This window comes from Mitsuaria sp. GD03876, assembly GCF_029840635.1.
Lineage (GTDB): Bacteria > Pseudomonadota > Gammaproteobacteria > Burkholderiales > Burkholderiaceae_C > Roseateles.
The window spans coordinates 110,187-123,680 of record NZ_JAOCCU010000012.1 but is presented as its reverse complement, the minus strand read 5'-3'; the positions used below and the strand labels follow the sequence as shown (position 1 = coordinate 123,680).

The window sequence follows — 13,494 nt, the reverse complement described above, 5'->3', positions numbered from 1 at the left end:
CCTGGGATCCCGTCGCGGAGCGCCTCGCGCATCAGGGTTAAGTCCAGTGCGCTACCAATTGACGCTCCGCGTTTTTTGGTACTAAACTGGTATTAATCATGACGAGTCACTCCCTGGCGGACGCCTGGTCCGCGCCCGTGTCGCCGCAATTCGCGGCCGTCCGCTTCCTGGTGGGAGTGGATGGTGGCGGCACCGGCACGCGGGTCCGGCTCAGCGACGTCCACGGACGGCTGCTGGGCCAGGGATGGGCCGGCCCGTCCGCGCTGGGACAGGGCATCGCGCAGGCCTGGCGCCACATCCAGATGGCGGTCCAGGAAGCGGCGGTGAAGGGCGGCATCGAACGCCTGCCGCTGGCAGAGACCGCGATCGGCCTGGGCCTGTCCGGCGCCGGCGTGGCCGCGCAGGCGCAGGCCTTCATCGCGCAGCAGCCTGGCTACGCCCACATCGAACTGGTGAACGACGGCACCACCTCCGTCATCGGCGCCCATGCGGGCCGGCCCGGCGGCGTGATCGCCGCGGGCACCGGCACGGTGGGCGAGGCGCTGCGCGCCGACGGCGCGATGGTCTGCGTCAGCGGCTGGGGCTGGATCGGCGGCGACGAGGGCAGCGGCGCCTGGCTCGGCATCCAGGCGATGCGCGTCGCGCAGAAGGCCATGGACGGCCGCGCCGCCGCGGGTCCGCTGGCGCAGGCCGTGTGGGGCGCCGCCGGCTGCACCCACGACCAGGACCGCGACGCCGTCAACGCCTGGGTCGCCCAGGCCGGCCAGCATGCCTACGCGCAGCTCGCGCCCCTGGTGTTCGAGCACATGGAAGCGGATCCGGCCGCCGCCGCGCTGGTCGCGCAGGCGGTCGCGGAACTGGAACAACTCGCGCTCGCGCTGGACCCGTCGCAGCAGCTGCCGTTGTCGCTGGCGGGCAGCGTGGCGCAGCGGCTCGCCGCGCTTTTCTCAGGCAACATTCGGGCCCGTTGCGTGTCGCCCCAGGGCGACTCGGCCGACGGCGCGCTGCGGCTGGTCCGCGGCGCTCTCTCCGAAACACGTTGAGACGCAGAGAAGCCCGATGAGCACCAAGCTGCCCTTCCAGTTCAAGCCCGATTCCGCCGCCGCCTCGCCGCTGTACATGCAGCTCGCGCACAAGCTGGCGCAAGCGATCCGCGAGGGCCAGTACCAGGCCGACGAGGCCCTGCCGTCCGAGCGCGTGCTCTCCGAGTCGCTGGACCTCTCGCGCGTCACCGCCCGCAAGGCGATCGACCGCCTCGTCGAGCAAGGCCTGATCGTGCGCAAGCGCGGCTCGGGCAACTACATCGCCCCGAAGCTCGAGCAGCCGCTGTCGCGCCTGACCAGCTTCTCCGAGGAACTGCACCAGCGCGGCTTCAAGCCCAGCAGCCGCTGGCTGACCCGCGGCTTCGCCATGGCCGCGCCGGACGAGCAGCTCTCGCTCGGCCTGACGACCGGGCAGCGCGTCGCGCGCCTGGAGCGGCTGCGCCTGGCCGACTCGGTGGTCATGGCCTACGAGCTGTCGGTGCTGCCCGAGGCGGTGCTGCCCGATCCGCAGAAGGTCGAGTCCTCGCTCTACGAGCACCTCGCCCGACACGGCGGCGCGCCGGTGCGCGCGTTGCAACACATTCGAGCCATCAACGCGGATTCGCGGCTGGCCGGTCTGCTGGAAGTTCCGGTGGGCCAGGCGGTGCTGTTCATCACGCGGGTGGGTTACCTGGACCAGGGCCAAGCCGTCGAGCTGACCCATTCCTACTGCCGCAGCGATTACTACGACTTCGTCGCGGAGATGAGGCGCGACGGATGACGGCCCAGCACATCGACGGATTCATCCTGACACCCAGCGGGTTCATCCGCGGTGTGCTGAAGCATCAAGCAGGTCGCGTCGTCGGCATCGACGGGACCGCCGTGGCCGAGCACGAGGCGCGGCACGGCGAGCGGGACCTGCCCCTGGTCCTGCCCGGCTTCATCGACACCCACGTCCACGGCGGCGCGGGCCACGACACGATGGAAGGCGGCGACGCCGCCGCGCAGCTGGCCCGGCTGCATGCGCGCCACGGCACCACGTCGCTGCTGGCCACGACGATGACCGCGCCGCTGGACGAGATCCGCCAGGCGATGCGCGCGCTCGCGCCGACCTGCGCCGAGCGTCCCGCCGGCGGCGCCCGCGTGCTGGGCGTGCACCTCGAGGGCCCCTACATCAATCCCGGCAAGCTCGGCGCGCAGCCGGACTTCGCCAAGGCCGCGTCGATCGCCGAGATCGGCGAGCTGGACGCGATCGCGCCGATCCGGCTGATCACGCTGGCGCCCGAACTGCCGGGCAACCTGGACCTCGTCGAGCGGCTGCGCCAGGCCGGCTTCCAGGTCCAGATCGGCCACACGCTGGGCACCTACGAGGACGGCGTGGCCGCGCTGGGCCGCGGCGCCGGCGGCTTCACCCACCTGTTCAACGCGATGACGGGCCTGCACCACCGCGAGCCCGGCATGGTCGGCGCCGCGCTGGCGCACGCGCGCTACGCCGAGATCATCCCGGACCTGCTGCACGTGCACCCCGGCGCGATCCGCGTCGCGCTGCGCAGCATCCCGCAGCTGTTCTGCGTCACCGATTCGACGGCCGCGGCCGGCATGCCCGACGGCGAATACAGCCTGGGCCGCCACCGCGTCACCAAGTGCCTGGGCGGCGTGCGCCTGCCCGACGGCACGTTGGCCGGCTCGACGCTGACGATGGACCAGGCGCTGCGCAACCTGGTGCTGAAACTGGGCCTGTCGATCGAGGACGCGTCCAAGCGCGTGTCCACGAACGCGGCCGATTACCTGGGTCTGGACGACCGGGGCCGCCTGGCTCCGGGCGCCTGGGCGGATCTTGTCGTACTAGACCGTGGCTTGCAGTTGCAGCGCGTGGTCGTGGAAGGGGAATCGATTGACCTCGCGAATGCTTGAAGAGGCGCTGAGCGCGCCGCAGGTGGTGGCCCGTCAGCTGGCCGCCGATCAGGGCGCGTACGCCGCGCTCGGCGACGCGCTGCGCGAGCAGCCGCCCAGCGCGCTGCTGACGATCGCGCGCGGCAGCTCGGACCACGCGTCGAACTACCTGGCCTACCTGGTCATGGCGCGGCTGGGCCGGCTGGTGACCTCGCTGCCGATGTCGCTGATCACGCTCTACCAGAGCAAGATCGAGAGCAAGGGCCTGGTCTCGCTGGCGTTCTCGCAGTCGGGCCAGAGCCCGGACCTGGTCTCGCCGACGCAGTACTTCCGCGCCAACGGCGCGCGCACGGTGGCCTTCGTCAACGCCGACGGCTCGCCGCTGGCCGCCGCCGCCGAGCACGTCTTCCCGCTGCACGCGGGCGTCGAGCAGAGCGTGGCCGCGACCAAGAGCTACATCGCGCAGCTGGTGGCCGGCGCGCGCGTGGTCGCCGCCTGGCAGGGCGACGAGGACCTCGCCGCCGCGCTGCAGACCCTGCCCCAGGCGATGGAGCAGGCCGCGAAGCAGCGTTGGGACGCCGCCGTCGAGGCGCTGAAGGACGTGGACAAGCTGTTCGTCATCGGTCGTGGCACCTCGCTGCCGATCGCGCTGGAAGCGGCGCTGAAGTTCAAGGAGACCTGCGGCATCCAGGCCGAGGCCTTCTCCGGCGCCGAGGTCAAGCACGGCCCGATGGCGCTGGTGGAGGAGGGCTACCCGCTGCTGGTGTTCGCGCCGCGCGGTCCGGCCCAGGCCGGGCTGCTGGCGCTGGCCGAGGAAATGCGCGGCCGCGGCGCGCGCGTGCTGCTGGCGGCGCCGGAAGGCACGCCGGGCGCGGAACTGCCGCTGACCTGCACCGGCAACGAGGACCTGGATCCGATCGCCGCCGTGCAGAGCTTCTATCCGATGGTCGAGGCGGTGGCGCAGGCGCGCGGGTTGAACCCCGACCAGCCGCGCCACCTGGCCAAGGTCACCAAGACGCATTGATCCCGCCTCGCGCGGGGCCGGTCGGGCCGGCCGCCGCGCGAGCTCCCTCCGAGACCCCCCAGCCGCCGACCCCGCGGGCCAGGCAAGAAGAGAACGACATGAGCGAGACAGCATTCCATCCGGGCCGGCTGGTGATGGTGGACATCCAGGGCAAGACCCTGGACGCGGCGACCGCGGCCTTCCTGCGCGACAACAAGATCCGCGCCGTCTGCCTGTTCCGCAAGAACCTGGGCACCGAGGCCGAGGTCCGCCGCCTGACGCAGGACCTGCGCGACGCGATGGGCCCGGACGCGCTGATCGGGCTCGACCAGGAAGGCGGCTCGGTGGTGCGGGCGACCTTCCTGCCGCAGCCGCCGTCGGCGATGGCGCTGGGCGCGGCCGGCGACGCCGCGCTGGCCGAGCAGGTCGGCGCCGCGGTGGCGCGCGGGCTGCGCGGCATCGGCATCAACTGGAACTTCGCGCCGGTCACCGACATCAACAACAACGCCGCCAACCCGGTCATCGCCGAGCGCAGCTTCGGCGAGACCGCCGAGACCGTCACGCGCCTGGCCGGCGCGTGGATGAAGGGCTCGATGGACGCGGGCGTGGCCTGCTGCATCAAGCACTTCCCGGGGCACGGCGACACGCATGTCGACTCCCACCTGGACCTGCCCACCGTGGACAAGTCGCGCGCCGAGCTCGACGCGCTCGAGCTCAAGCCCTTCCAGGCGCTGCGCGACGTGGCGCCGTCGATCATGACGGCGCACATCGTGTACCCGAGGATCGATCCGGACTATCCGGCGACGCTGTCCCGGACGATCCTCGGCGGCATCCTGCGCGACGAGTACGGCTACGACGGCGTCGTCATCACCGACGCGCTGATGATGAAGGCGATCGCCGAGCGCTACGGCTACGCCAAGGCGGCGGTGCTGGCGATCAACGCCGGCGCCGACATGATCCTGGCGCAAGGCTCGCTGGACGAGCAGGCGCAGGCGATCCACGCGCTGCAGGACGCGCTCACGCGCGGCAACCTGACCGTCGAGCGCGGCCGCCAGGCCGAGGCCCGGCTGGACAAGCTGGCGCGCGACTTCCCGGTGCGCTTCGACGACTACCAGGGCGCGCGCCGCGAGGCTGACGACGCGCTGATGCGCCGCGCCTGGGCGGCCGGCCTGAGCGCGCTGCGCGGCGCGGCGCCGCCGGCGCTGGACCGGCCGCTGCGCGTGCTGGTGCAGGACGAGGTGCCGACCGACGGCGTGTCCGAGGCCGGACCGACCGGCGCGCAGGTGCGCGCGCTGTTCGAGGGCTACCGCGACGTCGAGTTCGTCTCGCTGGGCGACATCGCGGCGCTGGACTGGGCGCAGGTGCCGGCCGACGGCCGCTTCACCGTGGTCGCGTCGACGCACCGCGCGCGCTACGGTGACAACGCCGGCGCGTGGCGGCCGGACCTGCACCTGGTGCTGTGGAATCCGTTCCAGGCGCTGGACGTCGCGGCGCCGACGGTGATCAGCTGGGGCTACGCGGACGGCGCGCTGGACGCGCTGGGCGCCTGGCTGCAGGGCCGCGGCGATGCCGGCGGCCGCTCGCCGGTCACGCTGGGCTGACGCGCCCGAGCGCCATTCGCGCCGACCCGCGCCGCAACGATTCGAGGGCCTCGACATGAGCCAGCCGCAGACTTCCTCCGCTCCCGCCAGATCGCCGATCCGCTGGGTGTCCAGCCTGTACTTCGTGCAGGGCATGCAGTTCTTCGTCGTCATGCTGATCGCCGGCCTGATGTTCAAGAACATGGGCGTGGCCAACGACCAGATCGCGCGCTGGACCGGCCTGCTCGGCCTGGCGTGGGCGTTCAAGCCGCTGTGGAGCCCGTTCCTGGAACTGGCGCGCAGCAAGAAGCTGATCGTCGTCGCGGGCCAGTTCACCGGCGCGGCGGGATTGGCGCTGATGGCGGTGGCGCTGCAGCTGCCGATGTGGTTCGCGGCCAGCATCGCGGTGCTGTTCCTGCTGGCCTATGCGTCGGCCACGCACGACATCGCCTGCGACGGCCTCTACATGGCCGCGCTGGACGACAAGCAGCAGGCGGCCTATGCCGGCTGGCAGGGCGCGTTCTTCAACGCGTCCAAGTTCCTGACGCTGGGCGGGCTGCTGGTGCTGGCCGGTCACCTGGAGCGCGGCATCGGCGTCATGAACGCGTGGTCGGTGATCTTCGCGCTGCTGGCGGTGCTGCTGTTCGTGCTGGCCAGCTACAACGCGTACGCGCTGCCGGGCACGCTCAACACGGACCATGGCGACCTCACCGCCGCCGGTGTCTGGCGCACCCTGCAGGAGGTCATCGCGGACTTCCTGAAGAAGCCCGGCATCTGGCTGATGGTGCTGTTCATCGTGATGTTCCGCTTCGCCGAGGGGCAGGTGCAGACGATCGGGCCGTTGTTCCTGATCGAGGCGCGCGACAAGGGCGGCCTGGGCCTGAGCACGGAGCAGGTGGGCGGCATCTACGGCACGGTGGGCACGGCGGCGTTCCTGGTGGGCAGCATCGTCGGCGGCTACTTCACGAGCTGGATGAGCCTGCGCCGCGCGATGCCGTTCCTGATCGTGGCGATGGCGGTCCCGAACGCGACCTTCTATTACCTGGCCGTCACGATGCCGGCGGACCTGTGGCATGTGGGCTTCGCCGTCGCGGTGGAGATGCTGGGCTACGGTTTCGGTTTCGTCGGGATGATCCTGTACATCATGCAGGCGGTGGCGCCGGGCAAGTACCAGACGGCGCATTACGCGCTGGGTTCCGGCGTGATGCAGCTGGGGTTCATCTTCTCCAAGACGATCAGCGGCGACATCCAGCTCGCGATGGGCTACGAGCACTTCTTCCTCTGGACGATCGCCTGCGGCGCCCCCGCGCTGATCCTGCTGCTGTTCGTGCGCATGCCCGGACGCGCCCCGAAGCCGGACGACACGCCCGTCGCCACCCCCGCCGAAAGCACGCCATGAAAGCCCCCGCAGTCCTCGGTAGCAAAACCGCCGCGGTGCGGCAGTGGTTGGGGGCAACCACCGCGGCGCTGCTGACCGTCGCGAGCGCCCAGGCCGCCGAGCCGCAGTTCTTCTTCGACGACTTCAGCTACCCCGACACCGCCGCGCTCTTCAAGCAAGGCTGGGCCGCCCGCGACGCCAAGGGCCATCCCGGCATCGCCGGCGCGCGCTGGGCCCCCGAGGGCCTGAGCCTGGTCGACGGCAAGCTGCGCCTGCACGCGGCGACCGACGGCACCGGTCCCGGCACGACGCAGGTGCAGGTGTGCCACCAGCGCAAATACCTGGCCGGCACCTACGCCGCGCGGGTGCGTTTCAGCGACCAGCCGGTCAGCGGCGCCGACGGCGACCCGGTGATCCAGACCTTCTACGCGGTGAGCCCGCTGAAGCACGACTTCGACCCCGAGTTCAGCGAGCTGGACTGGGAGTACCTGCCCAACGGCGGCTGGGGCAGCGACAAGACGCGGATCTACGGCATCACCTGGCAGACGGTGCGGCTGGAGCCGTGGCTGGCCTTCAACCAGCAGCACGAGGACTTCGGCCCGCTGGGCGAGCGGGGCCGCGACTGGCACACGCTGGTGATGCAGGTCGCCGACGGCCGCACGCATTGGTTCATCGATGGCCGCAAGGTCGACGAGCACGGCGGCCGGAACTATCCGGTGGTGCCGATGTCGATCAACTTCAACCTGTGGTTCTCGCCGGACGGTCCGCTGCCCCAGGGCGCGGCCGGCGGCGCCCCGCGCGTGTACGAGCAGGACGTCGACTGGGTCTTCCACGCGAAGGACACGATGCTGAGCCCGGCGCAGGTCGAGGCGCAGGTGGCGCGCTGGCGCGCCGGCGGCGTCATGCGGCTGGACCAGGTGCCGGCCCCGCAGCCGGCGCTCGAGAGCCGCTGCGATTTCTGAGCCTGAGCCTGAGCCTGAGCCCGAGCGAGCGCCCTTACCCTCACCCCAACCCCTCTCCCGCAGTGCGGGAGAGGGGCTTCGAAGTACCGAGCTGCCCTCATTCCGATGAACGCTTCCTCGAAACGCATCGCGTCCGTCGACGCGCTGCGCGGTCTCGCCGTGGCCGCGATGCTGCTGGTCAACAACCCGGGCGACTGGGGCCATGTCTACGCGCCGCTGGAGCATGCCGAGTGGAACGGCTGGACGCCGACCGACCTGGTGTTCCCGTTCTTCCTGTTCATCGTCGGCGTGTCGCTGTCGCTGGCGATGGGCGCGCGGATCGAGGCTGGCGGCGGCGCCGCCTTGCGCGGCACGGTGGTCAAGCGTGGGCTGCGGATCCTGGCGCTCGGCCTGGTGCTGCACGCGCTGGCCTGGTGGCTGATGGACAAGCCGGCGCTGCGCATCCCCGGCGTGCTGCAGCGCATCGGGCTGTGTTTCGCCCTCACCGGCCTGATCGCGATCCAGTGGCGCGCCGCCGGGCAGCGGGCCTGGATCGCGGTGCTGCTGTTCGCCTACGGCGCGCTGCTGCTGTGGGGCGGCCCGCTGGACAAGGCCGGCAACATCGCCAGCCGCATCGACGCCTGGATCCTTGGTCCGCATGCCTATCAATGGGATCCGGCGACGGGACTCGGCCATGATCCCGAAGGCATCGTCGCCACGCTCGGCGCGCTGGCCACGACGCTGTTCGGCTGGCGCTGCGGCGAGGCGCTGCGCGCCGGCGCGCTCAAGCCGCTGGCGGTGATCGGGCTGCTGGCGGCGGCGGCGGGATTCGCGCTCGACGCCATCGGCCTGATGCCGATCAACAAGAACCTGTGGACCCCGTCCTTCGTGCTGTGGACGGGCGGCCTGGCCGCGCTGGCCCTGCTGGGCGCGCATGCACTGATCGACCGGCAAGGCGCGCCGGCGCTGTTCCGCAGCTTCGGCGTCAACGCGATCGCCGCCTATGCCGGCGCGTGGATGTGCACCGTGTTCCTCGAGGGCTTCGGCTGGATGCGCCCGCTCTACGCGCAGGGCTTCGGCTGGCTGGCGCCGATCGTCGGCCCGGAGGGCCAGTCCCTGGCGTTCGCGGTGGCCTTCGTGGGCGTGTGGTGGCTCATCGTGCGCGAGCTCGACCGGCGCCGCTGGTACTGGAAGATCTGATCCGATCTGATCGGGCCGCGCCCGCACAATACCGGTCCATGACCCCGGATCCCTTCGCCATTCGCATGCCGCCCGACATCCGCTCGGTGCGGGTCGGCGAGCACCCGGTCGTCGTCATCGACGATTTCCTCGTGGATCCGCAGGCCCTGGTCGAGGCCGCCTGCCAGGCCCGCTTCGAGCGCTGCCCGGGCGCCGACGAGCGCAAGGGCTATCCCGGGTTGCGAGCGCCGGTGCCCGCGGCCTATTCCGAAAGCCTGACGGCGCTGCTCGACCCGCTGATCCGGCTGAACTTCGGCGTTCCCGAGGAACTGCCGCTGCGCAAGTCGCCGTGCGCCTTCTCGGTGACGACGGTGGCACCCGAGGACCTGGGCCCCCTGCAGCGGGTGCCGCATTTCGATGCCAGCACGCCGCACTTCATGGCCGTGATGCTCTACCTCTGCGACGAGCGCCATGGCGGGACCGCCTTCTACCGCCACAAGGCCAGCGGCCTGCAGCAGATCACCGCCGACCGGCGCGAGCGCTACGGTGACCTGATCTATGCGGAGATGGAGCGCCGCCCGGCGCCGCCGCGTTATTTCAGCGACTCGGACGACTGCTTCGAGCTGCTGGGCATGCTGCCGGCGCGATTCAACCGCCTGGTGGCCTACCGGGGCAGCCTGCTGCATTCGGCCATCGTGAACCCCGCCCTGGGGCTCAGCAGCGACCCGCGCCAGGGCCGGCTGACCATCACCACCTTCTACGACTTCTAGCCCGCGAGCGTCGCCGGCCGGCAGGCCAGGCGCCTGGTGTCCGCGGGGCTGCCCGACTGCTTGGCCGCTTGGCTGCCCGGCGGCGTCGCTGCGCCGCTACGCCGCTACGCGACGCAATGAAAAAAGCCCGGCGGCTGCCGGGCTTTCGAGGTGACGCAACCGCGTCGGTCAGAACTTGGCGCTCAGGCCCAGCTTATAGGTGGTCTCGCCCTTGAAGCTCCAGGCCGGGTAGCCGGCGCGCAGCGGATCCTTGATGGCGGTGTTGGAGGCCGCGGCGGCGCCGTACTGGACGTCGTCTTCCTTGGTCAGGTTGATCGCCTCGAACGACAGCCGCAGGTTCTTGGTGATGTTCCAGCCCACGCTGGCGTCCAGCGTGCCGTAGGCATCGTGCATGCGGTTGCCGTACCAGAACGCGCCTTCGCGGATCATGTACTTCGAACGCCAGTTGTAGGCCAGGCGGGCGTAGTACTGCTCGTTCTCGTAGTAGCCGACCAGGTTCACGTTGTGCTTGGAGGACTGCGTGAACAGGCTCAGCTGGTCCAGGTAGCTGCTGGCCGGCGCATTGCCTTCGGTGAAGGTGTAGTTGCCCTGCGCGCCGAAGCCGTTGCCGAAGGCGTGGTTGGCCTGCAGTTCCACCCCGCGGATCTTGCCGCCGCCGGCGTTCTGGAAGCTCTGCACCGTCCAGTTGTCGACGCCGGTCTTGGGATCGACCAGGCCGACCTTCTGGTTCGGCGTGGCGTTGGCGACGACGAAGTTGGAGATGTCCTTGACGAAGTAGGTCGCCGACATCATGTTGCCGCGGCCGTAGTAGTACTCCAGGCCGATGTCGGCCTGGCTCGACTTCATCGGCTTGAGGCCGATGTTGCCGATGGTCCAGGTCTCGTTGCCGGCGCGGTCGTCGTTGTAGCCGGACACCGTCACGCCGAACATGTTGGCGAAGTTCGGGCGCGTGATGGCCTGCGAGGCGGTGGCCCGCAGGATCAGGTTGCTCTTCAGGTCGAAGGCCAGGTTGATGCTCGGCAGCACATCGTTGTAGGTCGACTTGGTCGACGTGGTGGTCTTCGCCCAGTTCTGGTTACCAGCGTACTGGTCGGCCGGGGTCACGCCGTCGAACTTGTAGCCGGTGCTGGTGGCCTTGGTCGAGACGTAGCGCACGCCGAAGTTGCCGCGCAGGCCCTTGGTCTCGAACTCGAACATGCCGTAGACCGAACGGTTCTTCTCGTTCAGCTCGCCATAGCCGGAGCGGTCCTCGACCCAGCCCGCGATGTTCCGGTTGGTGTTGGCCAGCATCGCGCCGATGTTGGCGCGCGGGACCGTCCAGCCGCCGACGTTCACCGAGCCGTCGAACAGGCCGGAGGTGGCGACCGGGGTGATCGTCGCGTTCCAGATCGGGCGATAGGCGCGCTTCTCGAAGGTGTGGTCGGCGAAGCGCACGCCGGTCTTGAAGGCGTTGATGACGCCCCAGTCCAGGTCGAAGGTGGCGTCGAGCTGGCCGAACTTCTCCTTGTCCTTGTTGGGGCCGGCGGAGGTGGCCCAGGTTTCCGGCGACATCTGCGCCGGCAGGGCGCCGACGCCCCAGGACTGGTTGTTGCTCGGATTGATCTGGATCTGCTTGCCGGAGGCGTCGATCGTGCCCTGCCAGTTCGGCCGCGTGAAGGGGCCGGCGGCGCCGTCGAACGCGGCGGTCTGGTAGTTGGTGGTGGCCGAGGTGCCGCCGTCCGCCTTGGTCGTGCCCAGGACGAGGTCGAACTTGGCGTTGCCCAGGGTGTAGTGGGCGTCGGCGACGGCGCTTTCCGAGTCCATGCTGGCGCCGCGCGCCCAGACCTGGAAGAACTTGTGCGGCAGCGGGTTGGCGGCCGTGGTCGTGCTGTGCAGGCACATGCCGGTCGGGTTGAAGTCCGACTTGACATCCGGATTGCGCTTGTCGCAATTCGCGTCATGCATCAGGTAGTCGCTGGAGTTGGAGCTGTCGGCATCCAGCTTCAGCTTCAGCAGGTTCAGGCCGACCTCAAAGCCCTCGACCGGACGCGCCTGCAGGGCGACGTTGAACGAGGTGCGCTTGCGCTCCTGCACGAAGGCGGTGGGGGCGACGTCGCTGTTCCAGCGGCTGTCGGCCTCGACGCCGCGGCGGATGTAGTCGCCCTTGGACAGGCCGGCGGCGACCAGCACGCCCAGGGTGCGGCCCTCGTTGCGCCAGCTGTACAGGCCGGAGGCTTCCTTCTCCGCGTCGCTGATGGTGCCGTTGCCGTACCGCACGCTGCCGAAGACCGTGTTGGCCTTCAGGTCCAGGGGCTTGCGGGTCTTGACGATCACCGTGCCGCCGATGCCGCCTTCGGTCAGGTTCGCCTGAGAGGACTTGTAGACCTCCATGCCGCCGATCATTTCGGAAGGCAGCAGCGAGTAGTTGAACGAGCGGTCGATGTCCATCTGGTCATACCAGCCGGTGGACGCGACGGTCTGGCCGTTCAGCGTGGTGTAGGTCATCTGCGGGTCGGTGCCGCGGATCGACACCGAGGCGCCTTGGCCGAAGGCTCGGCCCACCGAGATGCCGGGGATGCGGCCCAGGGCCTGGCCGACGTCGGCGTCGGGCAGCTTGCCCACGTCCTCGGCGGTCACCGCGTCGACGACGGCGCTGGCGTTCTTCTTGATGTTGGCCGCCGACTCCAGCGACGCGCGGATGCCGGTGACGACCACCTGTTCCAGCTTGGTGCCGTCATCCTTCTTTTGTTCTTGGGCCTGCACGGCGAACGCCGCGCTCAACAGCGTCAGCGTCACCGCCGCCGCGATGGGGGTCTTGTTGACCTTCATGATGAACTGCTCCTCGAGTGGCCAGGGAGTTGTGGCCGTGATGAAGACTTGGCACCCGAAATCACGACACCCCAACGGCTGAGTGGCATGCAGCTGGCGCCCCCGAATACACCTCAATGCAACCAATGCCATGCCACTATAACGGTCGGTAACGCCACTTTGCTACCAGTTCAAGGGGCGTGTTTTCCCTGCTGTGGCATCGCCGCGACCCGCATGGACAGCGGTGTCTGGGCGATCCGGCCCTGGCGTGTCTTCCGGCATCCGGCCCCCGTGCGGATGAGACCACTTGGTCGCAAATTGGTATTACGAGTGGTCCGCGTGCCGGCGTGCCGGAACGTGCGCTGGGGCACACAGCGAGGGGCGAAGCGGGGTGGGTGGGGTCGGGTCCGTGCTCGCGGGGCGAGTCAGGTATTCCAGTGAGGGGAGTGCAATGGAGCGCCAATCGCACGCCCCCGGTTCCTGGAGCAAAAAGTGTTTGCGCCAAATAAGAACGCTGCTATAGTCGTGGGCTCGCCTCGGAGGGGTGGCCGAGTGGTTAAAGGCAGCAGACTGTAAATCTGCCCGCTAACGCGTACGCTGGTTCGAATCCAGCCTCCTCCACCAAGGCGAAACAGATGCACGAGCAACGAAGCGGGTGATCGACACCCGCTTCGCGGTTCAGGCAGCTGGAATTGGCAAGCTCCCGGGCGGGAGTAGTTCAATGGTAGAACCTTAGCCTTCCAAGCTAATGACACGGGTTCGATTCCCGTTTCCCGCTCCAAAGGAAAGCTGAAGGTTGTCGTGTCGAGAGCTCGACACAGGATTGCTGATAAGGTCGTCAATCCTGTGTCGATGCCCATGTGGCTCAGTGGTAGAGCACTCCCTTGGTAAGGGAGAGGTCACGCGTTCGATCCGCGTCATGGGCACCACCAAATTCCTAT

General features: G+C 69.5%; 10 protein-coding genes and 3 tRNA genes. 12 read left to right on the top strand and 1 reads right to left on the bottom strand.

Features of this window, described 5'->3' with window-relative positions:
• Positions 1-98: 98 nt before the first annotated feature.
• The 9 genes from N5D62_RS10025 (at position 99) to N5D62_RS09985 (ending at position 9,766) form a co-directional block, all read left to right on the top strand.
• Positions 99-1,043: a BadF/BadG/BcrA/BcrD ATPase family protein gene (locus N5D62_RS10025; protein WP_279757559.1), complete on the top strand. Its 945-nt coding sequence runs from the start codon at positions 99-101 to the stop codon at positions 1,041-1,043.
• Between the two features lie 16 nt (positions 1,044-1,059).
• The gene (locus N5D62_RS10020) at positions 1,060-1,803 is read left to right on the top strand and encodes a GntR family transcriptional regulator (RefSeq protein WP_279757558.1); all 744 of its coding nucleotides are present in this window, start codon (positions 1,060-1,062) and stop codon (positions 1,801-1,803) included.
• Complete coding sequence (nagA, locus tag N5D62_RS10015; RefSeq protein ID WP_279757557.1) at positions 1,800-2,936, top strand: N-acetylglucosamine-6-phosphate deacetylase; 1,137 nt, start codon at positions 1,800-1,802, stop codon at positions 2,934-2,936. Before N5D62_RS10020 ends, nagA begins: the two co-directional genes overlap by 4 nt.
• A complete protein-coding gene (locus N5D62_RS10010; protein ID WP_279757556.1) occupies positions 2,929-3,939 on the top strand; it encodes an SIS domain-containing protein in 1,011 nt (336 codons plus the stop codon). The genes nagA and N5D62_RS10010 overlap by 8 nt, the downstream gene beginning before the upstream one ends.
• 98 nt (positions 3,940-4,037) lie before the next feature.
• Positions 4,038-5,519 carry a beta-N-acetylhexosaminidase gene (nagZ, locus tag N5D62_RS10005; RefSeq protein ID WP_279757555.1) on the top strand — a complete coding sequence of 494 codons (1,482 nt, stop codon included), beginning with the start codon at positions 4,038-4,040 and terminating at the stop codon, positions 5,517-5,519.
• Positions 5,520-5,574: 55 nt separating this feature from the next.
• Complete coding sequence (locus tag N5D62_RS10000; RefSeq protein WP_279757554.1) at positions 5,575-6,897, top strand: MFS transporter; 1,323 nt, start codon at positions 5,575-5,577, stop codon at positions 6,895-6,897.
• Positions 6,894-7,838 (top strand): glycoside hydrolase family 16 protein, encoded by a 945-nt coding sequence (locus N5D62_RS09995; protein WP_279757553.1) that lies wholly within the window; start codon positions 6,894-6,896, stop codon positions 7,836-7,838. The genes N5D62_RS10000 and N5D62_RS09995 overlap by 4 nt, the downstream gene beginning before the upstream one ends.
• 105 nt (positions 7,839-7,943) lie before the next feature.
• A complete protein-coding gene (locus tag N5D62_RS09990; protein ID WP_279757552.1) occupies positions 7,944-9,017 on the top strand; it encodes a heparan-alpha-glucosaminide N-acetyltransferase domain-containing protein in 1,074 nt (357 codons plus the stop codon).
• Positions 9,018-9,055: 38 nt separating this feature from the next.
• Positions 9,056-9,766 (top strand): DUF6445 family protein, encoded by a 711-nt coding sequence (locus N5D62_RS09985; RefSeq protein ID WP_279757551.1) that lies wholly within the window; start codon positions 9,056-9,058, stop codon positions 9,764-9,766.
• A gap of 168 nt (positions 9,767-9,934) precedes the next feature.
• Here the strand turns inward: N5D62_RS09985 and N5D62_RS09980 are convergent, their stop codons facing one another.
• Positions 9,935-12,574 (bottom strand): TonB-dependent receptor, encoded by a 2,640-nt coding sequence (locus N5D62_RS09980; RefSeq protein WP_279757550.1) that lies wholly within the window; start codon positions 12,572-12,574, stop codon positions 9,935-9,937.
• A gap of 517 nt (positions 12,575-13,091) precedes the next feature.
• On the opposite strand from N5D62_RS09980, the gene N5D62_RS09975 reads away from it, so the two are divergent.
• The 3 genes from N5D62_RS09975 to N5D62_RS09965 all read left to right on the top strand — a co-directional run bounded on the left by N5D62_RS09975 (position 13,092) and on the right by N5D62_RS09965 (position 13,482).
• A tRNA-Tyr gene (locus N5D62_RS09975) sits at positions 13,092-13,177 on the top strand.
• Positions 13,178-13,260: 83 nt separating this feature from the next.
• Positions 13,261-13,334 (top strand) — tRNA-Gly (locus N5D62_RS09970).
• A gap of 73 nt (positions 13,335-13,407) precedes the next feature.
• Positions 13,408-13,482, top strand: a tRNA-Thr gene (locus N5D62_RS09965).
• The last annotated feature ends 12 nt before the right edge of the window (positions 13,483-13,494 follow it).